General features: G+C 41.5%; 20 protein-coding genes and 1 pseudogene. 12 read left to right on the top strand and 9 right to left on the bottom strand.

The features are described 5' to 3' along the window. Position 1 precedes the first annotated feature (1 nt). The 8 genes from ACXZ1K_RS16745 to ACXZ1K_RS16710 all read left to right on the top strand — a co-directional run bounded on the left by ACXZ1K_RS16745 (position 2) and on the right by ACXZ1K_RS16710 (position 11,733). Positions 2–1,150 (top strand): cysteine desulfurase family protein, encoded by a 1,149-nt coding sequence (locus tag ACXZ1K_RS16745; RefSeq protein ID WP_458970829.1) that lies wholly within the window; start codon positions 2–4, stop codon positions 1,148–1,150. 66 nt (positions 1,151–1,216) lie between these two features. Further along, positions 1,217–1,414: a hypothetical protein gene (locus ACXZ1K_RS16740; RefSeq protein WP_458970828.1), complete on the top strand. Its 198-nt coding sequence runs from the start codon at positions 1,217–1,219 to the stop codon at positions 1,412–1,414. 214 nt (positions 1,415–1,628) lie between these two features. Continuing rightward, the gene (locus tag ACXZ1K_RS16735; RefSeq protein WP_458970827.1) at positions 1,629–3,914 is read left to right on the top strand and encodes a GH92 family glycosyl hydrolase; all 2,286 of its coding nucleotides are present in this window, start codon (positions 1,629–1,631) and stop codon (positions 3,912–3,914) included. 174 nt (positions 3,915–4,088) lie between these two features. Then, complete coding sequence (locus ACXZ1K_RS16730) at positions 4,089–6,413, top strand: PSD1 and planctomycete cytochrome C domain-containing protein (RefSeq protein WP_458970826.1); 2,325 nt, start codon at positions 4,089–4,091, stop codon at positions 6,411–6,413. Between the two features lie 2 nt (positions 6,414–6,415). After that, on the top strand, positions 6,416–7,864 hold the full coding sequence (locus ACXZ1K_RS16725) for a DUF1501 domain-containing protein (RefSeq protein WP_458970825.1): 1,449 nt from the start codon (positions 6,416–6,418) through the stop codon (positions 7,862–7,864). Position 7,865: 1 nt separating this feature from the next. Next, the gene (locus ACXZ1K_RS16720; protein ID WP_458970824.1) at positions 7,866–8,891 is read left to right on the top strand and encodes an NHL repeat-containing protein; all 1,026 of its coding nucleotides are present in this window, start codon (positions 7,866–7,868) and stop codon (positions 8,889–8,891) included. Positions 8,892–8,897: 6 nt separating this feature from the next. Next, entirely contained in the window at positions 8,898–11,069 is a 2,172-nt protein-coding gene (locus tag ACXZ1K_RS16715) for a c-type cytochrome domain-containing protein (RefSeq protein WP_458970823.1), read from the top strand. A gap of 37 nt (positions 11,070–11,106) precedes the next feature. Further along, the gene (locus ACXZ1K_RS16710; RefSeq protein WP_458970822.1) at positions 11,107–11,733 is read left to right on the top strand and encodes a DNA/RNA non-specific endonuclease; all 627 of its coding nucleotides are present in this window, start codon (positions 11,107–11,109) and stop codon (positions 11,731–11,733) included. A 5-nt stretch (positions 11,734–11,738) separates the two neighbouring features. Here ACXZ1K_RS16710 and accD read toward each other — a convergent pair. Beyond that, a pseudogene (gene accD / locus ACXZ1K_RS16705) lies at positions 11,739–12,583 on the bottom strand (acetyl-CoA carboxylase, carboxyltransferase subunit beta). A 165-nt stretch (positions 12,584–12,748) separates the two neighbouring features. Here accD and fbaA point away from each other — a divergent pair. Continuing rightward, entirely contained in the window at positions 12,749–13,828 is a 1,080-nt protein-coding gene (gene fbaA, locus ACXZ1K_RS16700) for a class II fructose-bisphosphate aldolase (protein WP_458970821.1), read from the top strand. A 124-nt stretch (positions 13,829–13,952) separates the two neighbouring features. Continuing rightward, positions 13,953–14,378, top strand: a complete 426-nt coding sequence (locus ACXZ1K_RS16695) for a GNAT family N-acetyltransferase (protein WP_458970820.1) — start codon at positions 13,953–13,955, stop codon at positions 14,376–14,378. 22 nt (positions 14,379–14,400) lie between these two features. Here ACXZ1K_RS16695 and ACXZ1K_RS16690 read toward each other — a convergent pair whose 3' ends face one another. The 5 genes from ACXZ1K_RS16690 to ACXZ1K_RS16670 form a co-directional block, all read right to left on the bottom strand. Continuing rightward, on the bottom strand, positions 14,401–15,255 hold the full coding sequence (locus ACXZ1K_RS16690) for a hydroxymethylglutaryl-CoA lyase (RefSeq protein ID WP_458970819.1): 855 nt from the start codon (positions 15,253–15,255) through the stop codon (positions 14,401–14,403). Positions 15,256–15,325: 70 nt separating this feature from the next. Next, a complete protein-coding gene (secDF, locus tag ACXZ1K_RS16685) occupies positions 15,326–18,292 on the bottom strand; it encodes a protein translocase subunit SecDF (protein ID WP_458970818.1) in 2,967 nt (988 codons plus the stop codon). Between the two features lie 116 nt (positions 18,293–18,408). Continuing rightward, entirely contained in the window at positions 18,409–18,897 is a 489-nt protein-coding gene (locus ACXZ1K_RS16680) for a dihydrofolate reductase (protein WP_458970817.1), read from the bottom strand. Next, positions 18,894–19,688 (bottom strand): thymidylate synthase, encoded by a 795-nt coding sequence (locus tag ACXZ1K_RS16675; protein WP_458970816.1) that lies wholly within the window; start codon positions 19,686–19,688, stop codon positions 18,894–18,896. The genes ACXZ1K_RS16680 and ACXZ1K_RS16675 overlap by 4 nt, the downstream gene beginning before the upstream one ends. Before the next feature lie 37 nt (positions 19,689–19,725). Then, the gene (locus ACXZ1K_RS16670) at positions 19,726–20,535 is read right to left on the bottom strand and encodes a hypothetical protein (RefSeq protein ID WP_458970815.1); all 810 of its coding nucleotides are present in this window, start codon (positions 20,533–20,535) and stop codon (positions 19,726–19,728) included. A 353-nt stretch (positions 20,536–20,888) separates the two neighbouring features. Between ACXZ1K_RS16670 and katE the strand changes: the two genes are divergently transcribed. Continuing rightward, entirely contained in the window at positions 20,889–23,075 is a 2,187-nt protein-coding gene (gene katE, locus ACXZ1K_RS16665; protein WP_458970814.1) for a catalase HPII, read from the top strand. Positions 23,076–23,156: 81 nt separating this feature from the next. On the opposite strand, the gene ACXZ1K_RS16660 is transcribed toward katE, so the two are convergent. The 3 genes from ACXZ1K_RS16660 to ACXZ1K_RS16650 all read right to left on the bottom strand — a co-directional run bounded on the left by ACXZ1K_RS16660 (position 23,157) and on the right by ACXZ1K_RS16650 (position 24,918). Then, positions 23,157–23,630, bottom strand: coding sequence for an ankyrin repeat domain-containing protein (locus ACXZ1K_RS16660; protein ID WP_458970813.1), 474 nt, complete (start codon positions 23,628–23,630; stop codon positions 23,157–23,159). Between the two features lie 55 nt (positions 23,631–23,685). Then, positions 23,686–24,192 (bottom strand): YciE/YciF ferroxidase family protein, encoded by a 507-nt coding sequence (locus ACXZ1K_RS16655; RefSeq protein WP_458970812.1) that lies wholly within the window; start codon positions 24,190–24,192, stop codon positions 23,686–23,688. Positions 24,193–24,285: 93 nt separating this feature from the next. Continuing rightward, entirely contained in the window at positions 24,286–24,918 is a 633-nt protein-coding gene (locus ACXZ1K_RS16650) for a DsbA family oxidoreductase (RefSeq protein ID WP_458970811.1), read from the bottom strand. 194 nt (positions 24,919–25,112) lie between these two features. On the opposite strand from ACXZ1K_RS16650, the gene ACXZ1K_RS16645 reads away from it, so the two are divergent. Continuing rightward, complete coding sequence (locus tag ACXZ1K_RS16645) at positions 25,113–25,703, top strand: RNA polymerase sigma factor (RefSeq protein WP_458970810.1); 591 nt, start codon at positions 25,113–25,115, stop codon at positions 25,701–25,703. Positions 25,704–25,745: the final 42 nt, after the last annotated feature.

Genomic DNA, 25,745 nt, shown 5'->3' with positions numbered 1-25,745 from the left:
TATGAAAAGGATCTATTTAGATAATGCAGCAACTACACCTTTAGATGCTGCAGTTATCGCCGAAATGGTTGATGTAATGACCACCTATTATGGCAATCCTTCTTCAATACACGCGCAAGGCAGAGAAGTTAGAACACTAATTGAAAAGGCAAGGAAGACAGTTTCAGGTTTGCTTAATGCAACACCGGCCGAAGTTTTTTTTACTTCAGGTGGCACAGAAGCTGATAATACTGCCATACGGTGCGGTATTGCCGCCTTCAATATCAAACATGCAATTACCTCAAAAATAGAACACCACGCTGTAGAGCACACATTAAATACGCTACTTAAAGACGGGGTAATTGATAAATTGAGCTTTGTTAATGTCGATGAAAAGGGGAATGTAGATCTGGCACACTTGGAAACGCTATTACAGTGCAATGAACGTTCTTTTGTATCCTTAATGCAGGCCAATAATGAACTCGGTACGCTCACAGATATGGAGCGTGTGGGAGATATTTGCGAAAAATACAATGCTATCTATCATTGTGATACCGTCCAAACCATGGGGCATTATAGGCATGATGTGCGTAAACTTAAGGCACATTTTATGGTGTGTGCTGCGCATAAGTTGCATGGACCTAAAGGTGTGGGTTTTCTATTTGTAAATCACACTGTCAAAATAAACCCATTAATTTTAGGAGGCGCACAGGAACGGAACATGCGCGGGGGTACCGAGAATGTTTATGGAATAGTAGGCTTGGCTAAAGCGCTGGAGATTGCCTACTCAGAAATGGAAGAACATCAAAATTCCATACAATCGCTAAAGGATTATATGAAAGACAGGCTATCTAATGAAGTGCCCGACTTGTTTTTTAATGGAGAAACAGACGCTGATAAAAGTTTATATACTATTTTAAACGTATCGTTCCCGGCAATGGACATGGCCGATATGCTGTTGTTTAATCTTGATATTAACGGCATTTCTGCTTCAGGTGGCAGTGCCTGCTCTTCTGGTTCTAACATCGGCTCTCATGTTTTAACTGCTATAGGCGCAGATCCAAATCGGCCCTCAGTAAGGTTTTCCTTCAGTAAATACAATACCAGGGAAGAAATTGATTTCGTTGTAGAACAAGTAAAACAAATCGTTGAACAAAACGTAACTGCCTAAACTGCTAAACAAAAATTAGATCCAAGTGTTATTTAGAAGATCATTCATATTATTAAATTACCTATTATGGAAACTTCAAATAACGACGAGAAAAAGAAAGTAGTGTTACCGGAAACGGATCACCAAAAAGAAAATGAAACCAGCGGAGAAAGTTCATCAGTAACCGACTTCAGCAGGTCTTCATTAACTAACAAACCAGACCGAAAAAATAAGCCCCTGGGCGCCAGTCATGAGCCAGGTGTTATGCCAGGAAGCGAGCTATAGCTGATCTTAACAGATCAAAGTAAACACAGTCATGAAATAGGGCTGTGTTTTTTTGTTTTTCTATAATTAAAGCTATATTGTTTCCGTATTTTATTTTTTAATGTTTTTATTTGTAGTGTGCTAAAACGTTTTACAGATTTAACCAAACCTAACCAAACCTGCAGAAGTCCTTTCGGCTCTCTGTCCGCTGATAAATAAAATGAACTCTAATAACATGATTAAAAAATTATTAACTGTTGCAGCTGTAGTTGCATCCTTTAGTGCATCCGCGCAACTGGTGGGTAAAATCACAGACCCTGTTGAGTGGATTAATCCTTTGATGGGAACAGCCAGCAAGCCGTCCCTTTCTAACGGTAATACTTATCCTTCAATTGCCGTACCATGGGGTATGAACTTCTGGACTCCTCAAACCGGCAAAATGGGCGATGGATGGGCATATACTTACGATGCCGACAAGATTAGGGGTTTTAAACAAACCCACCAGCCGTCGCCATGGATGAACGACTACGGACAGTTTTCAATCATGCCGGTAACTGGCAAGAAAAGATGGATGCAGGACGATAGGGCAAGTTGGTTTTCTCACAAGGCTGAAATTGTTAAACCTTATTATTATAGTGTTTATTTAGCTGATGCGGATTTGACAACTGAAATCACACCAACAGAACGAGCAGCCCAATTCCGCTTTACATTCCCTAAGGCAGAAGAGTCTTTCGTGGTGATCGATGCTTTCGATAAAGGATCTTACATCAAGATCATTCCTTCAGAGCGTAAAATTGTTGGCTATAGCACCAGACATGCTCATAAGACACCAGAAAACTTCAAGAACTACTTTGTAATTTATTTTGATAAACCGTTTACTTCAGCAGAAGGATGGAAAGGTGCCGACCTTGCCAAGGGCGAATTGGAATTTACCTCTGATCACTCCGGGGCCATTGTTGGGTTTAAAACAGAAAAAGGAGAGCAGATTACCATGAAGGTTGCTTCTTCTTTTATCAGTATTGAGCAAGCAGAAATCTCTTTAAAAAGAGAAGTGGGTTCTGATAGCTTCAATGATACCAAGAACAAAGCAAAGGCCGTATGGAACAAAACCTTAAGCAGAGTTAGTGTAGAAGGTGGTACTATAGATCAGATGCGTACTTTCTACTCCAGCTTATACCGTACCTTATTCTTCCCGAACAAACTTTATGAAATTGATGCCAATAACAAGATCATGCACTGGAGTCCATACAATGGTAAAGTACTGCCAGGCTATATGTTCGCTGGTACTGGATTTTGGGATACCTTCAGGGCACTTTATCCATTCTTAAACTTGATGTATCCATCCATTAATAAGGAGATGCAGGAAGGTTTGGCTAACGATTTCAAAGAAGGTGGTTTTCTACCTGAATGGTCAAGTCCTGGTTACTCTAACATTATGGTAGGTAATAACTCTGCTTCTGTTGTGTCTGATGCCTATATCAAAGGTATGAGAGATTACGATATCAATACCTTATGGGCTGCGCTTAAGAACGGTGCTGACAATGAAGGGCCAGAAGGAACAGGTCGTACTGGTGTTAAATATTACAATAAATTAGGCTATGTACCTTACGATGTAAAGATTAATGAAAATGCGGCCAGAACGTTAGAATATTCTTATGATGACTTTGCCATTTATCAATTGGGTAAAGCTTTAGGAAAACCTGCTTCTGAGATCGATATTTTCAAGAAACGTGCTATGAACTATAAAAATCTTTTTGATCCTGCCAGCGGCTTAATGCGCGGTAAGAACGAAGATGGTAAGTTCCAATCACCTTTCAATCCATTTAAATGGGGTGATGCCTTTACTGAAGGTAATAGCTGGCATTACTCATGGTCGGTGTTTCAGGACATCGCCGGTTTGTCCAAGCTAATGGGCGGTAAAGATAAATTCGTCCAGAAACTCGACTCTGTATTTTCTTTGCCACCAATCTTTGATGACAGCTACTATGGTGGTGTTATTCATGAGATCCGTGAAATGCAAATTGCAAACATGGGTCAGTATGCCCATGGTAACCAACCTATTCAGCACATGATCTACTTGTACAATTACGGTGGTGCTCCATGGAAAACGCAATATTGGGTACGTGAAACGATGAACAGAATGTATAAAGCAACACCTGACGGCTATTGCGGTGATGAGGATAATGGCCAAACTTCTGCCTGGTATGTTTTCTCTGCATTAGGATTTTATCCGGTAACTCCTGCAACTGATCAGTATGTGTTGGGTGCACCATTATTCAAAAAGGTTACGCTAACTCTTGAAAACGGTAAAGTAGTAGAGATCAACGCTCCTGATAATAGTGATACCAACCGCTACGTAGACATATTGAAGTTCAATGGCAAAATCCGCACTCAAAACTGGTTAAGTCATTCAGAATTATTAAAAGGTGCCAAGCTTGATTATAACATGATCGCTTCACCAAATAAAGGCAGAGGCACTAATGAAGCTGATTTCCCTTATTCTTTATCTACAGAAAAATAAGGTTGTAGCTTTTTAGCCGGTCGGCCAATCTCGTGAAGCCCCTTTCCATCAAATAAAGGGGCTTTTTTTTGTCCTAACATTTATCTTACAATTAGGTTGCGATTTAAAAGTCTTTATCCTAAATTTATAAAAGACAGGGTAACTTGTCTACACAAGAAACCAAATAATTACTGTATGAACCGGAGGCTTATTTATTTAATGCTGGCGTTGCTAGTTATTGTATATGTCATACAATCCTGCAGTACCTCGCCATCCCCGCAAAGTGCAGATGAAGAACTGCCCGATAGCATCAGCTATAATTTCCACGTCAGACCAATACTTTCCGATAAATGTTTTACCTGCCACGGGCCTGATGCCAATAAACGAGAAGCAGGTTTACGATTGGATCTTCCTGATGAAGCCTTTAAAGCTTTAAAGGATAACCCCTCGGCTCATGCGCTAGTACCCTTCAAGCCCAACGCATCTGAAGTTTTTCTTAGAATCTCTTCTAAAGATTCTGCAGTCATGATGCCCCCTAAATCTTCAAACCTCAAATTGACCGCTTACGAGATTGCACTCCTGGAAAAGTGGATTAAACAAGGGGCTAAATATGAGAAGCACTGGGCCTTTGTACCTCCTAAATCACCAGCAATTCCAAAAGTGCAAAACCCGGCTTGGGCGAAGAACGAAATCGATTATTTTATTCTTAAACGGCTGGAAGAGAAACACCTGGAACCCAATAAAGAAGCAGATAAAGAACGGTTGCTAAAGCGCTTAAGTTTCGACCTGACCGGACTGCCACCAACTATTTCCATGATGGATCAGTTTCTTGCTGATAATAGCAACAAAGCTTACGCTAACATGGTCGATCAATTACTGAAAAGTCCTGCCTACGGAGAAAAGATGGCGCTCCACTGGCTGGATATTGCTCGCTTTGCAGATTCACATGGCTATCAGGATGACAATTATCGTTCACAATGGCCTTGGCGAGATTGGGTGATCCATGCCTTCAACGAGAATATGCATTACGATCAGTTTATCAGTTGGCAGCTAGCCGGCGATTTGATGCCGAATTCCACGAAAGAGCAATTATTGGCTACCGGTTTTAACAGAAATCACAAGATCACAGAGGAGGGGGGAGTTGTTGATGAGGAATATCGCGTGGAATACGTTACCGATCGTACCAATACATTCGGTAAAGCGATTATTGGAGTTACTTTAGAGTGTGCTCATTGTCACGATCATAAATATGACCCTTTTTCTCAAAAGGAATATTATCAGGTTTTTGCCTTTTTTAATAATGTCAAAGAAGTAGGGATTGAAAGCACGGTTGGCGGACCGGAAACCTATGCAAAAAAGCCGTTAATGGTCATCAGCAATGACGATGTTAAAAATATCCTAAGTTTCGTCAATAAGCAGGATACCAATAAACTGATTGTATCCGTAATGGGCGATCAGGATACGTTAAGGAAGACTTACATTCTGAAAAGGGGTGGTTACGATGCCCATGGGGATGAGGTTACGGCAGGCACCCCCAAATCGCTTCTAAGTTTCAGCGATAAATATCCCAAAAATAGGCTTGGTTTAAGTAAATGGTTGTTTGACAAACAAAATCCACTTACAGCAAGGGTTTTTGTCAACCAGGTCTGGCAAGAGATCTTTGGCCGGGGCATCGTAAAAACCTCCGGCGATTTTGGAATGCAGGGCGAATTGCCAAGCCACCCAGAATTGCTGGACTGGCTTGCGGTCGACTTCATGAACCACAATTGGGATATCAAACGTCTTGTCAAACAGATTGTAACCTCTGCCACCTATAGGCAGTCGGCCATTGTTACGCCCGAAAAACTCAAAGCCGACCCAGAAAACATTTTCATGGCCAGGTCTACCCGTTACCGTATGCCTGCAGAGATAGTGAAAGACATCGTGTTGGCTAGTAGTGGCCTGCTTGATAAAACCATCGGAGGTCCTAGTGTTAAAGCTTACCAACCACCGGGTTTATGGGAGAGCGCAACATCCGGTCGTGGTCAGCTCGCTACTTACATCCAGGATCATGGTTCTAGCCTTTATCGCAGAGGGATGTATAACTTTATCAAGCGTACAGTGCCGCCACCTAACATGGGGATATTTGATGCAAGTAATAGAGATCAATGCGAGGTGAGAAGGAATAAAACCAACACGCCCCTGCAGGCGCTGGTAATGCTGAACGATCCTACCGTTTTAGAAGCTGCTCGCGTACTCGCAGGAAATTTATTGGAAGAAAAGAACTCAACTGACGCCATGCTTACCAAGGCTTTCCGGCTAATTGTTTGTCGCAAACCCAGCACCCAAGAAAAGCAAGTACTAAGCGCATATTATGCAGATCAGCTAAAAGTATATGCAAAGAATCAAGCTAGTGCCTCAAAAGTAATTGCCGTTGGTGAATATCCGGTAAATGACAAAGTGAGCAAGAGTAATTTGGCTGCCATGATGGAAGTGGTAACAGCCATATACAATTTGGAAGAAACCATTACAAGATCATAACTATGGAAAAGGATTTTTTAGAACATGGTTTAAACTTTAACCGACGTCGCTTTTTGTCTAAGCTAAGCTTAGGTCTCGGTAGCATTGCGCTAGGATCTTTGCTCATTCCCGACTTATTTACGGGGGCTATGGATGAGGCGGGTTTACCTCCGGGAATACCCGACTTTGCACCGAAGGCCAAACGTGTGATCTATCTTTTTCAGAATGGTGCACCATCACAACTGGAGAGCTTCGATTATAAGCCAAAGCTTCGCGAAATGATGGGGCAGGAGCTCCCTGCATCTATAAGGGCAGGACAGCGACTGACCGGAATGACTGCCAACCAAGCCTCATTCCCCTTAGTAGGATCATTTTACGATTTTAAACAATATGGAGAATCCAGAGCATGGATAAGTGATCTGTTTCCGCATACTGCAAAGGTAGTGGACGATATCTGTATCATCCGCTCCATGCATACCGAAGCAATAAATCATGACCCGGCATTAACCTTTTTTCAAACCGGAGCACAACAAGGCAACCGGCCAAGCATGGGCGCTTGGCTCAGTTATGGCCTCGGTAGCGAGAATAAAAACTTACCTGCATTTACCGTCTTGCTATCACGCGGCAAAGGGAACGGTCAGGGTGTCTACTCAAAACTGTGGACTAACGGTTTCCTTGATTCCACACATCAGGGTGTACAGTTCAGCGCCGGAGAAGATCCTGTATTATACCTAAAAGATCCTGATGGACTAAATCGCTTTGAGCGAAGGAAGATGTTGGATAAACTGGCAGAAATGAATTCTATGTCCTACAAAGAATTCGGTGATCCCGAGATCAATGCCAAAGTGCAGCAATATGAAATGGCATACCGAATGCAAACTGCCGTTCCGGAAATTACAGATGTTTCTAAAGAGCCAGATGACATCATCAAAATGTACGGGGCAGACTGCCTGGTACCCGGAACTTTTGCCGCCAATTGTTTGCTGGCACGTAAGCTAAGTGAAAACGGAGTTCGCTTTGTACAACTTTACCATCAAGGTTGGGATCAGCATGGCAATTTACCTAACGAGATGGCGGGTCAAGCCAAAGATGTTGATCAGGCTTCCGCTGCGCTCATCACTGATTTAAAGCAACGTGGCTTGCTCGACGAAACCCTAGTCATTTGGGGTGGCGAGTTTGGGCGCACCAATTACAGTCAGGGAACAATGACTAGAGAAAACTACGGGCGCGACCACCATCCTCGCTGTTTCAGTATCTGGATGGCTGGAGGTGGTATTAAACCTGGGGTTTATGGTGAAACCGATGAATTTGGTTATAATGTGATCAAAGACCCGGTACATGTGCATGATTTTCAGGCTACGGTATTGCACCAGCTAGGGTTGAACCATGAGAAATTAATTTTTAAACACCTGGGACGCAGGTACAGATTAACTGATGTATCTGGTAAAGTAATAAACGATATTATTGCATAAAATGGAAAGAAGAACTTTTATCAAACACGCTACTGTAGTTTCGGCAAGCTTTTTTATCGCTAAGGATATGCTGGCCAAACCAAAAGGCCCAGTGTATGGCCATAATAAAATGCAATACAGTATGGATGCCAAGTGGGGTCAACTCAACCCGGCCATTAATCCTGTAAATGATTGCCATGAAATGGTACAGGATAGCAAAGGCCGAATTATATTATTGACTAATGAAAAAAAGAACAATGTTCTCATCTACAACAAATCTGGTAAGCTACTCGAATCCTGGGGTCATGACTTCCCGGGCGCACATGGCTTGACCTTGGCTAAAGAGAATGGTAAAGAATATCTTTTTATTACTGATACCAACCGCCATCAGGTCTACAAAACTACCTTAGATGGTAAGGTGATCATGACTATAGATTGCCCGATGGAAACCGGTCTTTACAAAAAGATAGACGAGTTTGTCCCTACGGAAACTGCTGTTGCAGAAGATGGCAGCTTTTTTATTGCCGATGGCTACGGTCAACAGCATGTGTTTCATTACGGTGCAGATGGTAAATTGATTAGTCATTTTGGTGGTAGGGGCAACGAAACTAAGAATCTTGATAATGCTCACGGCGTTTGTATTGATAAGCGAAAGGGAAAACCAACTTTGCTGGTTACCGACCGTACCCGCAATTGCTTCAAACGATTTGATATGCAAGGTAACTTGCTGGAAGTAATTGCCTTACCGGGCGCATGCGTTTGCAGACCTGTTATTCACAAGGATCACCTGTATGCTGCTGTACTGCGCTCTCCTGATCTTAATCATGAGAATACAGGCTTTGTTACCATCCTGGATAAAAACAATAAAGTGGTGTCTAATATTGGAGGCACAGCACCTGTATATAAAGACGGCGTTTTGCAACCGATGATACAAGCCGATAAGATCTTCGCCAATCCACATGATGTTTGCGTAGATGACGATGAGAATCTATACGTAGCGCAGTGGGCTTCTGGTAAGGTCTATCCTTATAAATTTACACGCGTATAGCGATCTATGAAATTGACCCTTAAAGGTTTTGCGGAGAATCTGCTGCTGGTTGCAAATGTTTTCATTGTATTCTTACTAGTAGCAGGGCACAAAGTCATTATTCCACAATGGTTAATGCCTATTGGTAGAATGCATCCCATGTTACTGCATTTTCCAATAGTACTTCTCATGCTGGCTATGGTGCTGGAGTTCTTCAGATTCAAAGCCGTGTATGCTAAAGAAAATCTCTATCAAAGCTTTACCTCGGGTCTGTTACTAACTGCCACACTGTTTGCTGCCATAACTGTAGTTATGGGCTTGTTCTTGTCAAAAGAACCGGCGTATGGTGGTTCTTTGTTAAATTGGCACAAGTGGTCGGGGGTCAGTGTTGTTTTTCTTGGCTCATTGATTTACTGGTACAGGAATGCCACCTGGTATAAGACTGCTGCGGCAAGAGGCGGAGCTGTATTACTGACGTTAGTTTTAATTGCAACGGGACACTATGGGGCAACATTAACTCATGGCAACAACTTTGTTCTCGAACCGGTAAGCAAGCCTACTATCGTCCCCAAAGTCCCGATAGCGCAAGCCAGGGTATTTGAGGATGTCATCCTGCCTATTTTTTCTCAAAAATGCCTCAACTGTCACAATCTTGAAAAAGCAAAGGGTGGATTGATCCTGGCAGATGCACAATCTATAATTAAAGGAGGCAAAACGGGACCGCTCTATGTTCCTGGAAATGCACAAATTAGCCTTTTGCTACAACGCATTCATCTTCCTATGGATGAAAAGAAGCATATGCCACCTAAAGATGAAGCACAGCTTACGGATGAGGAAACGGCGATTCTTAAACTATGGGTGCAGCAAAATGCAGAGATGAAGAAAAAGGTATTGGATCTTGCTGATACCGATTCATTAAGAATTTTGTCGGCCGCATACCTTACCCCAGTAAGAAGACCAATAGATGAAGAGGAAGAATTCGACTTCAGTGCCGCCAGTGAGGACGATATCAAAACGTTGAGCAACAATTACCGGGTAATATGGCCTTTAGCTAAAAATTCTCCTGCTTTAACCGTAACCATATTTAATAAAAGCAGTTTTAAGTCGAGAGTACTAAAAGAATTAGACCCAATCCGCAAGCAGGTTACTGCCATGAATTTGAGTGGTATGCCTGTAGTTGATAATGACCTTAAGCAAATCAGCGAGTTTAAAAATTTGCGCAAGCTGATTCTCAACTTTACCAAAATAAACGGCAGCGGATTAAAATACCTCAACGATCTGGAACATCTCCGTGCCTTATCCCTTTCTGGTACCAAGGTAACCTACAAACTAGTTAACGAGTTGCTGGCAAAGAGCGATATTACACACCTTAGTCTATGGGAAACCAAATTAAGTGCGAAAGAAATTAAACAGCTCCAAAAGCAATACAACGAAATAGAAATTGTCGCAGGATTTAATGGCACAGGACAGTTTTCGGCGAAACTCAACCCAGCTAAGCTTAATGTAGAATCCAGTTTATTCAAACAACCTTTTAACTTGGAATTGAAACATGCCATAAAAGGAGTGGAGATCAGGTATACATTAGATGGCTCGGAACCTGATAGTTTAAAAGCGATGCTTTACAAAAATCCAATTCCCATCAGCAGCAATACCGTACTCAAAACACGTAGTTTTAAAAAAGGCTGGATCAGTAGCGACCTTATTGAGTTTCCACTCTATAAAAGTGCTTTTAAGCCAGATAGCATAACCAATATATTGCTGCCGGAGGAAAACCTCAATGGAGGAAGGGCTCCAGCATTGATAGACGGGCAGTTTGGTACGGTTGATATTTTTCAGGGCCGTTGGGCGGGCTATATCAAAAACAATATGGAAACCCTGATGCTTTTCAAACAGCCAGTGCTGGTACAATCTGTAGGGCTCAATGCCATACGCCATTTGGCAAATAATACCTTATTGCCGCAGGTGGTTGAAGTATGGGGCGGTAAAGATCCAAAGCACCTGAAACTGCTCGGAACCAATCGTCCTTTACCTGCGAAGTTGGGCGATCAGCCCCTTATTGTTACTATTGAAGTTCAATTTAAACCGCAAACGCTTTCTTGCATCAAGCTGGTGGCAAAAACCACTAAAAAGCTCCCTGAATGGCACCCGGGAAAAGGAAGTCCTGCGGTAATGTTTGTAGACGAGATTTTTATAAACTAAGACCATTCTTAGGTAGCTAATGTGTATGTTTACGAGAGTGAAAACAAACAAACTGCTCCTAAACATTATTCTGTTTACCCTTATTTACTGCTCGGCATTAGCACAGCAGGTAGATAAGGTGATCAAGATGACGGCCTATAAATCCTATTATTCTTACCAGGTTAAAAACCCACTTTATGTTACGTACACGCTATCCAAAGGCGGGGGAGACTGTGATCGGGCAGGTTTTAGCTTTAAGAAATGTGACGAGAAGACTGCAGGTGATTCAGATTATTCTGGTACTGGGTATGACAAAGGCCATTTGGCCAATGCAGAGGATTTTGCCTATGATTGTGAGTTAGATCAGGAAACCTTTTGTTATTACAACTGTGTACCTCAAACCATCAAGCTTAACCGTGGTATTTGGAAACAGTGGGAAACAAAAGTTAGAGAACTGTCGCAACAGCAACCCATTTTTGTTATTGCAGGAGCGATATATAGTGATAAGCTTTTGAAACCCGGTCACAAAGTAATCAAGCCAGATTACTGTTACAAGATCGTGGTAGACCCACCAACCCATAATATCTTATATTGCCTGTTATTCCCTAATGATGATAGTGGAGAAGTAAAGGAACTCACACTCATTGAACTAAAGGCCAAGTTGCCTTACCCTTTAGTACCTTAAATTGACTAGTTATGCACCATTTTGAGGAAAGAAGCCAGCTTGTGTTTCATCTCCCTGCGGTCAACGATAAAGTCCAGGAAACCGTGTTCCAGTACAAATTCTGCAGTTTGGAAACCTTTAGGTAAATCTTTTTTTATCGTTTCTTTAATAACCCGCGGACCGGCAAAACCGATTAAAGCGCCTGGCTCAGCAATGTTTATATCGCCCAGCATCGCATAAGATGCAGTTACTCCACCGGTAGTAGGATCTGTTAATAAAGAAATGTATGGGATTTTAGCCTGACTCAATAACGCAAGTTTGGCCGATGTTTTAGCCATCTGCATTAATGAAAATGCTGCCTCCATCATCCTTGCACCACCAGATTTGGAGATCATCAGAAATGGTATCTTATGTTTTATAGAATAATCAATGGAACGTGCAATCTTTTCGCCAACTACTGAGCCCATAGAGCCACCAATAAAATTGAAGTCCATACAAGCGATAACCAGGTCCTGACCTTCAATCTTACCCACGCCAGCTCTAATCGCATCCTTTAAGCCTGTTTTGTTCATGCTCTCTACCAAACGGTCGGCATAAGGCTTAGTATCTGTAAACTGAAGCGGGTCTCCCGAAGTTAGGTTGCCGAATAGTTCTGTAAACTCATTGTTGTCAAAAAGTACCTGAAAGTATTCTTTGCTTCCAACCCTTAAATGATAATTGCAATACTGACAAACATATTTATTCTCCAGCAGATCTGTAGTATGGAGTGCTTTCTTACAATTTGGGCACTTGTTCCATAAACCGTCCGGAGCCTCCTTCTTTTCTTCGGTAGTTGTACTGATACCTTTTTTTCTCTCTTAAACCAAGCCATGTTATTTCCTGAAAAATGCGAGTACAAAGAAACGAAAAAAATCAATACTATGCGTTTCCAGTTGCGCAGTTTCTATCGGCATTGTTCAATATGTAAAATAGTGCTGGGCAGACTTGTGCAAAGCGATTATTTTCAATAACTTCGGCGCACATTAAAATATTAAAGATGAGTTTAAAAGGCTATAAAGGCGTAATTTACGGAGATGCCGTTCAGGAATTATTTGAACAGGCTAAAAAACACCAGTTTGCACTACCTGCGGTAAACGTAACAGGAACAAATACCATTAATGCGGTAATGGAAACTGCTAAAGCAGTAAATTCACCTGTAATTATTCAGTTATCAAACGGCGGTGCACAATTTTACGCCGGTAAAACCCTAAACAACGACAACCTTAAGGCATGTGTTCTAGGTGCGGTTTCTGCAGCTAAGCATGTACATTTATTGGCTGAGCACTATGGCGTTGCAGTTATCCTGCACACAGATCACGCAGCGAAGAAATTATTACCTTGGATAGATGGTTTATTAGACCACGGTGAGCAATTCTTTGCTGAAACAGGCAAACCTTTGTTCTCTTCGCATATGTTAGACCTTTCTGAAGAGTCTATCGAAGAAAACATGGAAATCTGCACTAAGTATTTTGAGCGCATGGCGAAGTTGGGTATGACTATCGAAATCGAGCTTGGTGTTACAGGCGGTGAGGAAGATGGTGTAGACAACAGCGATGTGGACAGTTCTAAATTGTACACTCAACCATCTGAAGTTGCTTACGCTTACGAAGAACTAAGTAAAATCAGTGATAAATTTACTGTTGCTGCGGCATTTGGTAATGTTCACGGTGTTTACAAACCAGGTAACGTTAAGTTGCAACCAGTAATCCTTAAAAATTCTCAAGACTACATCAAAGAGAAATTGGGCTTAACTGCTGAGAAACCTATTAACTTTGTATTCCATGGTGGTTCAGGTTCTTCACAAGAAGAAATCAGAGAGGCGATCTCTTACGGAGCTATTAAAATGAACATCGATACCGATATGCAATGGGCATTCTGGGAAGGTATCTTAGACTACTATAAAGCAAATGAAGGTTACCTTCAGGCACAAATTGGTAACCCTGATGGTGACGATAAACCAAACAAAAAATATTACGATCCACGCGTATGGTTGCGTAAAGGCGAAGAGCAATTTGTTGCCCGCTTAAAGCAAGCATTTGAAGATCTTAACTGTAAAGACGCCAGCGATAAAATATAAGCGCAGCCCTTTTAAATAATATAGGCGTTACAGGAATTTATCTTGTAACGCCTATTTTTTGTTGCACCCGTCATCCTGGCGGGCAACTAACTTATTGTGGCGCTTTTTTTGTTGCTTTAAAACTATGGAACCATTACAAGTCATAAAGATTACTACTAAGGAAGAGTTGGAACAAGCATTTTCCATAAGGAAGATCGTTTTCGTTGAGGAGCAAAACTGTCCGCCCGAACTGGAATGGGAAAATGAAGAAGAATCCACACACTTTCTCGCGACTTTAGACCACCAACCTGTGGGTGCATGCAGATGGCGCAAAACAGACAAGGGGTATAAATTGGAACGTTTTGCTGTCTTGTCAGGGCATAGAGGGAAAAGAGTTGGACAGGCACTAGTTGCCGCCGCGCTGGCAGATTTGCCAGAAGATGCACACTACATCTATTTAAATGCGCAATTAGACGCCATGGGCTTGTACGCAAAGTTTGGGTTTGCAGCTGAAGGTGATCAATTTGAGGAAGCCGGAATCCAACATTTCAAAATGGTCAAGAAGGCCTAGTCGGCCAACTTCATGTCTCAGCTTAGGAGAATATCGAGTTGGATAACTGTACCGCCTCCTGCCATTTTTCCATATTCAAATTCAGGACCTCTCCCTTGCCTTCCAGAAATGCAATCAGATCCTCGGTTGCCATGTTACCAGTAAGTTCATCGGCTGCCATTGGACAGCCCCCAAAACCTTTTAACGCACTATCGAATCGCCTGCAGCCCACTTCGTAGGCGGCCTCAATCTTTTCCAATCGCGCGTTAGGTGTGCTATGAAGATGGACGCCAATCTCAGTTGTCGGGAAATCCTCAATCAATGAGGGCAAAATCTGTTTGATCTTTTCTGGTGTAGAAACGCCAGTGGTATCAGAAAGCGCAAGAATGCCAGCACCCGCATTAACCAATTCCTTCGCCCAATGAGAGATAATATCTTCATTCCATGGATCACCATATGGATTTCCAAACCCCATAGACAAGTAAATCACAGCATGCTTCCCAGTGATGTCACAAAGCTCCAGCATTCTTTTTACGGTTTCCATAGATTCTTCAATGCTTGAATTGGTATTGCGCTGCTGGAAGGTCTCAGATATAGAAAAAGGAAAACCCAGGTAAGTAATCTCTTCATGCAATATAGCAGCTTCAGCACCTCTTATATTCGCCACAATAGCCAGTAGCTTTGAGTTGCTGCCGTCTAAATCTAGTTTATTTAAGACCTCTTTGGTATCCCGTAATTGGGGGATGGCTTTTTCAGAAACAAAGCTACCGAAGTCTATGGTGTCAAAACCAACCTTTAGCAAAAGGTTGATGTACTTTGCCTTTAAGTCTGTATCAATAAAATGATGAATACCCTGCATGGCATCACGCGGGCATTCAATTAGTTTGATCGGATCCATGGTGCACAAAATAACAAAAAAAAGGCACCCGGTTTGGGTGCCTTTTAAAAATCTATATTTCTTTTGTTACTTACTTTGTTTCTTTACCACCTAAATCGATAACGATAGGGGTAGAGATACAAAGTGATGAGTAAGTACCGATGATACGACCAATTAGCAATGCGAAGATAAATCCGCGGATGCTGTCTCCACCAAAGATGAAGATCACCAATAGTACGAAGAATACGGTTAATGAAGTCAAGATGGTACGACTTAAAGTACTGTTCAGCGCGAAGTTGATCAATGTGTTACGCTCCTCGCCATGCAAATCTTCTTTACCAGCTTCTTTTAAACGCTCACGAATCCTGTCGAACACAACAACTGTTTCAGTCATGGTATAACCCATTACCGTTAAAATCGCTGCGATAAAATCTTGACCAATTTCTAATGAGAATGGCATCACACCATCAAGTATGGTATAGAATGACAACACCATTAAAACATCATGGAACAATGCGATAACCGCACCCAGACCATATTGCCATTTCTTAAACCTAACTACGATGTAGATAAACATGAATAAGCACGAGATCAATACCGCATAGAATGCACCGTTAACGATATCACTTGCGATGATAGGCGTTACTTTTTGTGAGCTTACAATTTCATATTTATTACCCGTTGGATCCAAGCCTTTTCTCAACGCATCTTCAACCAATTTATCAGTTGTCGTGTTTTGATCTTCAATGTGGAACGTAGTCGTGATCTTAACCTGGCTATCCTCACCTGCAGTTTTAACCTCAGGAGTTTCATTACCGAACACAGGGTTTAACTGTGATTTAAGATCCTCTGTATTTACACCTTTATCAAAGTGAACAAGGTAAGTTCTACCACCTTTGAAGTCAACCCCAAGATTTAATCCGCCATTTTTGAAATAGAAGACCACACCAAGAACGATGATTACAGTAGAGATGATGTAGTATATTTTACGGCGACCAACAAAGTTGAAGGCAACGTTTTTAAATGCATTACGGGTTACGCTGTTATCAAAAGTGATTTCAGATTTACGTTCCAGCATCGAATCAAATATTACCCTTGAAATTGCCACAGCAGCAAAAAGAGAAGAAAGGATACCAATACATAAGGTAGTTGCGAAACCTTGAACCGGGCCGCTACCAAAAACGTAAAGAATTGCACCTAAGATGAATAAGGTAACGTTACTATCAATGATAGAAGGCATTGCATGTTTAAAGCCTTCTTTAACAGCTACCGCAGTATTTTTTCCTTGGGCAAGTTCCTCACGGATACGCTCAAAGATCAGGATGTTCGCATCCACCGATAAGCCGATGGTCAAGACAATACCCGCAATACCAGGAAGTGTCAATACCGCACCCAGTGAGATTAAGGTACCTATGATAAAGAACAAGTTTAATAATAAGGCAAAGTTGGCAACCCAACCTGCTTTATGGTAATATAAAGCCATAAAGATCAGGATCACAACAAAGGCAATTACGAAAGAGATCAGACCATCATGGATAGCTTGTGCACCTAAAGTCGGACCAACTACATAGCTACCGGCAATACGTGCAGGAGCAGGTAGTTTACCAGCCTTTAAGATGTTGGCTAAATCTTGTGTATCGTTAACTGTGAAATTACCAGTAATTGAAGAGTTACCTCCAGAGATTTCATCCTGAACAGTAGGAGCTGAGTATACGGTGTTATCCAATACAATTGCAATGGCTTTTTTATTATTAGCATCAGCAGCAGCCTCCGCAGTAATCTTTTTCCATTTCGCAGCACCTTCGCCAGTCATCCTCATCGTAACCTCAGGCTTGTTACCTTGCTGAAAATCAGCACGGGCATCAGCGATTGCATCACCACCTAAATCAGGCTTACCGTCAGTAGACGTTACTTTAATAGCATATAATTCAAATATTTTAGCAGCACCACCAGTTGCAGGTACACCAAGATCTGCTGGTTTAACACTCCACATGAATTTCATACTCTGTGGAATGATACCGGCAATCTCAGGTCTTTTAAAGAATGCATTTACTTTAGCAGTATCTTTTTGAGCTACCCAACCTACAACAGCACCCGGACGCAATTGCTGCTGACCGTTCTCTCCTTGGTAAGTAGGGATATTTAGTACTGCAAACAATGGATTTTTTGCCAGTGCATCGCTTCTTAATGCAGCAGTATCTTTAGTATTCTTATTTTTAGATAAGCCAGCTAATTTACTTCCTGTAGCAGCAGAGGTATCAGCTACAGCCTTAGTAGTATCAGTAGCTTTTAAAGTAGCAGCAAGGGTTTTATTGATGTTTTCGAAAATTGGATATACTTCCTGACTCTCGTAAACTTTCCAGAACTGAAGTTCTGCAGAACCTTGAAGTAATTTGTAAACACGCTCTTTATCTTGTACACCCGGCATCTCAATAAGGATACGGTTGGTACCTTCTTGTTTTTGCATGTTCGGACTTACTACACCGAAACCATCAATACGGCTTCTGATGATGATAAATGAACGATCAATTGCGCTGGTAGCTTCTTTAGACAAATAGCTTTTTACTTCAGCATTAGTAGCATCAGGCTTCAAAACACTCGCATTATCTTGATTAGAAAAGAAATCTGCCAGTTTCACATTTGGAGAAAGCTTTTCAAAAGCATTTACAAATAAATTGATATAGTCTTTACCACCTGCGTTTAGCTGAGTTTGTGCGGTTGATAACGCCTGATTAAAGTTTACATCATCAGTGTTGTTGGCTAAAGATTTAACCAATTCTGATAACGATATCTCCATCGTTACGTTCATACCACCTTTAAGGTCTAGCCCAAGGTTAATTTCTTTTTCTTTGCAGAACTGATAGTCAAACCCGAAAACAGGATAAACTTTAACAGTTGCCATTGAATCCAAATAAGCTTTCTCTTTAAGAGGATCACCTTTGGCGTACGCTTTTGCGTCATTTTCAACCTTTGAAGTAACAAAGTTGAATGAGAGAGAATACACACAGACAATACCTAATAGTATTGCCATAAATTTAATAAAACCTTTACCCTGCATTTTTTGTTTGTAATTATTAGTCTATTTCAGCTATATCTTTTTTTAACAAGTCGGCAAATCTAATTATTTTTTTAATTAATAGACCACCTATTCAATTTTTTATTATAGGTGCTAAGTTATTTACGCTCAAGCGTAGAAAACGTAAAGCTGATGTTGTGCTTTTCGTCCGGCAGGTGGGTTTCTGAAGCGGTTTCCTTCCATAAATTTCCATCAATTTCAGGAAAGTAAGCATCGGCATCTTCAAAGCGCTTGTGCACTGTAGTCAGGTAAATTTTATCGGTCACCGGCATCGCCATTTTGTAGATTTCAGCACCTCCAACTATGAATACCTCTCCATCACCTTCTGCTAATTTTAGTGCTCCTTCAACAGAATTAACTACCTCTGCACCTGCAATCTTCAGATCAGGATCTCTGGTGATTACGATATTGCGCCTGTGTGGCAAAGGTTTTTTGATAGAATCAAAAGTTTTACGGCCCATTATAATGGTATGCCCTTTTGTTATTTCTTTGAAGTGTTTCAGGTCATTGGGTAGGTACCAAAGCAACTCATTGTCTTTTCCTATGGCATTGTTTTCCGCAATGGCCACAACTGCAGTTACGATCATACAGCAACTACTCCTTTAATGTGTGGATGCGGTTCATAGTCGCTCAATGTAAAATCTTCAAATTTGAAATCAAAGATATCTTTAACGTCAGGGTTGATGTGCATAACAGGTAATTTCTTTGGCTCGCGACTCAATTGCAGCTTCGCTTGTTCAATATGGTTATTATAAAGGTGTGCATCGCCAAGCGTATGTACAAAATCTCCGTACTGTAAACCACATACCTGTGCAACCATCATGGTTAGCAAAGCATAAGATGCAATATTGAAAGGTACGCCCAGAAAAATGTCTGCACTGCGTTGGTATAACTGGCAGCTAAGCTTTCCATCAGCCACATAGAACTGAAAAAAAGCATGGCATGGTGGAAGGGCCATGTTTTCAATTTCTGCCACATTCCATGCCGAAACAATTATCCTCCTGGAATCCGGGTTGTTCTTTATAGTATTTATGATGTTAGTGATCTGATCAATATGGCCACCATCAGGTTTAGGCCATGACCGCCACTGTGAGCCATAAACCGGCCCCAGGTTTCCGTCTTCATCTGCCCACTCGTCCCAAATCCTTACACCATTATCCTTAAGATATTTAATGTTGGTGTCGCCACTCAAAAACCAGATCAACTCATGAATGATAGACTTAAGGTGCAGCTTTTTAGTGGTTACCATAGGAAAACCATCTTGCAGGTTAAAACGCATTTGATAGCCAAAAACACTGATTGTTCCAGTCCCGGTTCGGTCGTGCTTTTGCGCACCCTCATCCAGCACATGCTGCATTAAATCTAAATATTGTTTCATCTATAACAGGGTTTTTACGGAAAACAAAAGTAAGGAATTATAAATTGAGTTTATCTATTTTGCTCCATTCCTTGCCGTAAAACCTGCCGTTTTCTACACGTGCCGGCGGATCTATAAAAGTACCTGGTGTAAGCGTCTGACCAATTATGGCCGCTGGACTAAAGTCTTTTGTGTTGTAAATTGTTTGAATGTTGTTGTACCGACGGGCAAACCTCAAACCCATAGCAACTACACATAGACATCCGTCAGGTGCTGAAAAATTGAATTCCTGTGCTTCTACAGTTTGCTGTTCGTCAGTTACAGAAAAGCTATGAACTTCATTCTGTTTGGTTAATCCTTGTTCAAGAACCACATAGCAAATAGTGATGAAAATTTCGCAGTAGTTCGTGCGCAAAGGAAATTTCAGTTGTTCAGGAACATCAAAGTGGGGGATGCTAACCTTTAATATGGTATCCTCATGCGTAATAACTGGAGTTACCCAGAAGTTATTGGAAAGTAGGGAATTGATGTTAAACTCAAAACCCTTGATGTTATTGAAACTACTGTCATCAAAAGAATATGTTTTATTAGCCTTATTATGACAATGCTCAAGGATAGCTCGGTTGGCAGTAGTTAACCTATTGACCATCCCGCCATCGTTCAGGTCAAAATTTACATCGTTTAATTCTAACCGCCACGATTTGCTCAATGCACTGGCATTACCAAATACGCTTGCAGCCTGTTTAGACCCTTCCGTTTGTTTAACATACTCAGGTACGCTTTGTACAATTGTTTTGCCATTTTTTCCTTTTCTACTGATTACATTACCCGTTAATCCTTTAAGGTGTTTTCCGTCGAATATTGCCATTTTTTATTTAATAATTAGTTTAGTCTTCTTCTGGCACTGCTCGGGCCTGGTTTTGCTTGATCCTACAGTTACCCGGCTATAAAACCATAGTGAGTCCACGCTTTTATAAGAAAAACGTGGACTCATGGTGGGGTCACCGTGGGCTCATGGTGGGGTCATTCCGAATCTGTTCAAATTCAATACCCAACCAATGTGACAGCTAAAGCCCTGTAATAGCCTACTGCTAAGTTAATTATTTTACGTTTAATGAAATTAATAATTCAGTAAGAAATATGATTTTTAATTGAATTATATTGAAACAAACAGAAAATTGAGGTGTTGTCAGTGCGATAAAACAGACTAAACACAAGAACATGAGCAAAAAAAATTCGCCTCCCAAAACTGGTACGGAAGCAGTCATCGATAAAAAACTGGTACCACAACCTGAAAACGGTAAAACAGAAAAGCTGATGCCGCACACGGCTGATGCCACTGATGAATTAATGACTACAAATCACGGTTTAAAAATCAATGATGATCAGAATTCGTTAAAAGCTGGAGAGCGTGGCGCAACTTTACTGGAAGATTTTATACTTCGGGAAAAGATCACACATTTTGACCATGAGCGAATCCCAGAACGTATCGTACATGCACGTGGATCAGGTGCTCATGGAGTTTTTAAACTATATAAATCCCAATCGGCAGTAACTAAAGCTCAGTTCCTGAACGATACCGAAATTGAAACGCCAGTGTTCGTCAGGTTTTCCACCGTCGCAGGATCACGAGGATCTTCTGATCTGGCAAGAGATGTAAGGGGCTTCGCTGTTAAGTTTTATACACAAGAGGGAAATTTCGATCTGGTAGGCAATAATATGCCTGTGTTTTTTATCCAAGACGCGCTTAAATTTCCAGATTTGATCCATGCCGTTAAGCCAGAGCCAGATAATGAGATTCCGCAGGCAGCATCTGCTCATGATACCTTCTGGGATTTTATTTCACTAATGCCAGAATCTGCACACATGGTGATGTGGGCGATGAGCGATAGGGCTTTGCCCCGTAGTTTAAGAATGATGGAAGGCTTTGGAGTTCATACCTTCAGGTTGGTCAATGCAGCCGGTGAAGCGTGTTTTGTCAAGTTTCATTGGAAACCACTTTTGGGCGTTCACTCAGTAGCCTGGGATGAAGCGCAAAATATTTCTGGCAAGGACCCTGATTTTCACAGAAGGGACCTTTGGGATGCTATCGAATCTGGTGCATTTCCTGAATGGGAGTTGGGTGTGCAAATCGTTCCTGAAGCCGATGAATTTAAATTTGAATTTGACCTTCTGGATCCAACTAAACTGATTCCAGAGGAATTGGTGCCTGTACAGCGTATTGGGAAAATGACCTTGAATAGAAACCCAGATAATTTTTTCGCCGAAACGGAACAAGTGGCTTTTCATGTAGGCCATATTGTGCCGGGAATTGATTTCACCAATGATCCACTGATGCAGGGTAGGTTGTTTTCATATACAGATACGCAATTGCTAAGACTTGGAGGGTCAAATTTCCATGAGATCCCTATTAATCGCCCGGTTGTGCCAGTACACAATAACCAGCGCGATGGGCACATGAGGCAAACGATCAATAGAGGAAAAACCAGTTATAATCCTAATTCGTTAGGTAATAATGATCCTGCTCAGGTTAAAGAGGCAGACGGTGGGTTTACCAGTTATTCAGAACGTATCGATGCTAGGAAAGTAAGGGCAAGGAGCAAAAGTTTCTTTGACCATTTTAGCCAGGCAACCTTGTTTTTCAATAGCCAATCTGAGCCAGAAAAAAACCACATTATCGACGCATTAACCTTTGAGTTAGGCAAGGTTAAAACTATAGCCATACGTGAACGGACGCTCGGAATTTTGAGCCAGATAGATGCAACACTTGCTTCAAAAGTTGCATTTGGATTGGGTATCGAACTGCCTAAAAGCCCTGCCTTTCCTGTAAATGGCAGTGTTCCCGCAGATGGGAAGCAAGAGGATTACCAGTCTACTGTAGTTGAAAGCACCTTAAAAAGTTCAGCTGCGTTGAGCATGGCCAATACGATAAAAGATACAATCAAAAGCAGGAAGGTTGCTATTTTAGCAGCCGACGGTGTGAATGATGATTCGTTAAACGCAGTGAAAGCGGCATTAGAAGCAGATGGGGCAGTTACAGAAATCATTGCGCCGCGACTTGGTAGCATCACCACTGCGGGGAAAGTTAAGGTTCCTGTAGATCAAAGTTTCTTGACAGCGGCCTCGGTATTGTTTGATGCGGTATACGTTCCGGGTGGAAAAGCAAGTGTTACCGCCATACAGGCTGAAGCTAATGCTATTCACTTTTTAAATGAAGCATACAAGCATTGCAAAGCGATAGCTGCGGATGATGATGCTTCGCTGGTTATTAGCGCAACTTATATTGAAGAGACAGAAGCGGGTGTGGTCATACACAAAGATGCCAAAAAGCTTGCATCAGAATTTATTAAAGCGATCGCAGGCCACAGGTTCTGGGATCGTGAAAAGCCAAGAAAAGTACCAGCCTAAAAAGTTCTTTACTTTATATAAATTAAGAAAGCCTGTAAATTTTTAATCTACAGGCTTTTTCTATACTTGTTATATCTTGTTTTAAGCCTCTAGCAGCTCCAGTGCTTCTAAATTTCCCTGCTGTGCAGCTAGGTCATATACGGAGAGTCCTCTTTTATCTAGAATGGCTTTGTCGGCACCCTTTTCCAACAGCAATTTCAATACATCCTGTCTGCCAAACATCGCAGCAAACATTAAAGCCGTACCTCCATTGCCATGCTGCAAGTTTAAATCGGCACCGTTGCTAATCAACAATTGTGCAATGTCTGCATAGCCTTTAAAAGCAACGCCCATTAATGCGGTGTTACCACCCAGGTCCATAGCGTTTACTTCGGCGCCATTTGCCAATAGTAACTCTGCAGCTTTATACTTATTGTTATAACAGGCTATGATTAAGGGAGTGTAACCCTTTTCATCACGTACATTAATGTCGGCTTTTTGGTTGATCAGTTCCTGTAGCACTTCTGTCTCACCGAGGCGAGCAGCGTGAATGGTTACTTCTGTTGTATTGGTCATGGTAAGCATTGTTAAATTCAGTTACTTAACACGGCATATTCCATTTAGTTTTGGGTTATTCTGCTTTAGCGGCTTGTGGATATAGGATGTTTTGTTCTATTTGGCAAAGGTATGCCGCTGTGTTTTTGTTATCGTTTAGGGATTGTTCCAATAACATTGCTGCAGCTTCCATTTTACGGGTGCTGGCCATAAAGTGCAGCGACTCGTAGGCACTGATTTTCACATGGATAATCATCTTTGCGCATTGCAACAGTTGTATGTCTTTAATTATGGAATGCTGTTTTTTAAAGCCCGATACTTCCTTTGCCATTTTTAGCAGTTCTTCATCAATTTCGGAACTGATGCGTGAAGGCTTCAATTTGAGCAGGTCGAGGATATGACTTAGGCGGGTAATGTGATTCTCTATTTCTGTGCCCGCAGGCGAGAGGGCAGCACGAAGCTCGTCGGTGTGTGCTGCATCAGCCAATTGCTCATAAGCTTTCAGGTACTTCTTTTCTGTTGCGTAAAGTTCAGATACGATACTGCTGATGACTTCCTGAAGATTGAGCGGCGGTGTTTTCATACCAGCAAAGTTACGGCAATTGTAGGAAAAAGTGAGGTTGCTTGCGATAAAACGAATCGATTACTTAGCTAGTCTAACTAGCTACTTTTATCATCAAGCTTCAGCAGCCTGCTTCAGTGCTGCTAAAAATGTTTCTGGAGGTTGAGCACCAGATACGGCCAGTTTTTGGTTAAAGACAAAAAAAGGCACGCCTTTAACGCCGATGGAGTGTGCAGTTTGCTCATCATAACGAACCTCATCTGTAAAGTCTTTACTCTTCAACATAGTTTCTACGGTGAATTTGTCCAAGCCAGCAGCAGTGGCAATTTCTACCAAGGTATTGTGATCACTGATATCTGCACCATTGGTAAAATAGGCTTTAAAAAGTTGCTCTTCAATTTCATCTCCGCGCCCCTCAGTTTTTGCGAGTTGGATTAGACGGTGGGCATCAAAGGAATTGGCAACTACAGATTTTTCGAGGTTAAATTGCAAGCCTACTTCGGCAGCTGTATCAGTTACATTTTGATGCATTTCTTCTGCCCATTCGCGCGGACGGCCATACCTGTTTGCCAGATAATCAACTGCGTTTAGGTCTGGCAGGGTTTCAGCATTGGGGTCAAGCTCAAAGCTATGCCATTCAATTTCAACATTGTCCTTGTGTTCGTATTGCGCAAGGGCAGCTTCAAATTTACGTTTTCCAATATAACAGAATGGACAGCGTACGTCAGACCAGATATCAACTTTCATATAGAACAAAAGTATGGGGAATGAATGGCAAGAATGAAGGGTGATGTCAATTATTACTTTGGGATTATGAATAGGCAACGTTCAACATCGGAATTCCATGTTCTGCTTTTAGCCATACATAATTAGAATATTGCGTGCTTTATGTGCGTTTTTTTTTACATTTATTCGCGGAAACTAAACCATCGGGAATGTTAATGGAGAAAGAGACGAACTGGGTCAACGAATTGTCTGCCGGCAATGAGGACGCGCTGGCTCATTTTTTTAAGCTCCATCACCATTCACTATGTTATTTTGCTGGTAAATTAGTTCAGGACATTCCCCAGGCGGAGGATATCGTTGCAGAATGCTTTGTTAAACTTTGGGAACGCAGAGAGAATTTTGACCATCCAGAAAAACTAAAGGCTTTCTTGTATATCAGCTGCAGAAATAATTGTTTAAAGTACTTAAGGGATTTAAAACGTAAGACCGCTGCCCAGGATCTTTACTACAAGCAATTGGATGAGAACAGTGAAGAAATCTTATACGAAATAATTGATACTGAAATTGTTGATATTCTTGCAGGAGAAATTGAGGGTCTTCCGGAAAAATGCAGAGATGTATTTAAACTCCTATACTTTGAAGGGAAAAAGACCGATGAAATTGCGCTTTTACTCAATTTAAGTGTACAGACCGTACGGAATCATAAAACCAGAGCAATTGAAATGCTCAGGGCCCAGTTTTTGAAAAAAGGTTTATCAGGCACGTTACAGCTGGCTTTCCTTTTTTTTATTGACAGGCATCTATAAGTTCCAAATGATTGCTGAGGATTTGGATCTATTTTTGATTTT

The organism is Pedobacter jaeyakensis (assembly GCF_054461315.1).
The sequence above is the reverse complement of the archived record's forward strand: the minus strand, read 5'-3'. Positions and strand labels throughout refer to the sequence as shown.

Coding starts and splice junctions, on each gene's coding strand:
- ACXZ1K_RS16660 (WP_458970813.1), bottom strand. CDS start 23,630: ATGACCAATACAACAGAAGTAACCATTCACGCTGCTCGCCTCGGTGAG.
- ACXZ1K_RS16675 (WP_458970816.1), bottom strand. CDS start 19,688: ATGAAACAATATTTAGATTTAATGCAGCATGTGCTGGATGAGGGTGCG.
- fbaA (WP_458970821.1), top strand. CDS start 12,749: ATGAGTTTAAAAGGCTATAAAGGCGTAATTTACGGAGATGCCGTTCAG.
- ACXZ1K_RS16655 (WP_458970812.1), bottom strand. CDS start 24,192: ATGAAAACACCGCCGCTCAATCTTCAGGAAGTCATCAGCAGTATCGTA.
- ACXZ1K_RS16735 (WP_458970827.1), top strand. CDS start 1,629: ATGATTAAAAAATTATTAACTGTTGCAGCTGTAGTTGCATCCTTTAGT.
- ACXZ1K_RS16680 (WP_458970817.1), bottom strand. CDS start 18,897: ATGATCGTAACTGCAGTTGTGGCCATTGCGGAAAACAATGCCATAGGA.
- ACXZ1K_RS16670 (WP_458970815.1), bottom strand. CDS start 20,535: ATGGCAATATTCGACGGAAAACACCTTAAAGGATTAACGGGTAATGTA.
- ACXZ1K_RS16725 (WP_458970825.1), top strand. CDS start 6,416: ATGGAAAAGGATTTTTTAGAACATGGTTTAAACTTTAACCGACGTCGC.
- ACXZ1K_RS16720 (WP_458970824.1), top strand. CDS start 7,866: ATGGAAAGAAGAACTTTTATCAAACACGCTACTGTAGTTTCGGCAAGC.
- ACXZ1K_RS16715 (WP_458970823.1), top strand. CDS start 8,898: ATGAAATTGACCCTTAAAGGTTTTGCGGAGAATCTGCTGCTGGTTGCA.
- ACXZ1K_RS16650 (WP_458970811.1), bottom strand. CDS start 24,918: ATGAAAGTTGATATCTGGTCTGACGTACGCTGTCCATTCTGTTATATT.
- katE (WP_458970814.1), top strand. CDS start 20,889: ATGAGCAAAAAAAATTCGCCTCCCAAAACTGGTACGGAAGCAGTCATC.
- ACXZ1K_RS16690 (WP_458970819.1), bottom strand. CDS start 15,255: ATGGATCCGATCAAACTAATTGAATGCCCGCGTGATGCCATGCAGGGT.
- ACXZ1K_RS16740 (WP_458970828.1), top strand. CDS start 1,217: ATGGAAACTTCAAATAACGACGAGAAAAAGAAAGTAGTGTTACCGGAA.
- ACXZ1K_RS16645 (WP_458970810.1), top strand. CDS start 25,113: ATGGAGAAAGAGACGAACTGGGTCAACGAATTGTCTGCCGGCAATGAG.
- ACXZ1K_RS16730 (WP_458970826.1), top strand. CDS start 4,089: ATGAACCGGAGGCTTATTTATTTAATGCTGGCGTTGCTAGTTATTGTA.
- secDF (WP_458970818.1), bottom strand. CDS start 18,292: ATGCAGGGTAAAGGTTTTATTAAATTTATGGCAATACTATTAGGTATT.
- ACXZ1K_RS16695 (WP_458970820.1), top strand. CDS start 13,953: ATGGAACCATTACAAGTCATAAAGATTACTACTAAGGAAGAGTTGGAA.
- ACXZ1K_RS16745 (WP_458970829.1), top strand. CDS start 2: ATGAAAAGGATCTATTTAGATAATGCAGCAACTACACCTTTAGATGCT.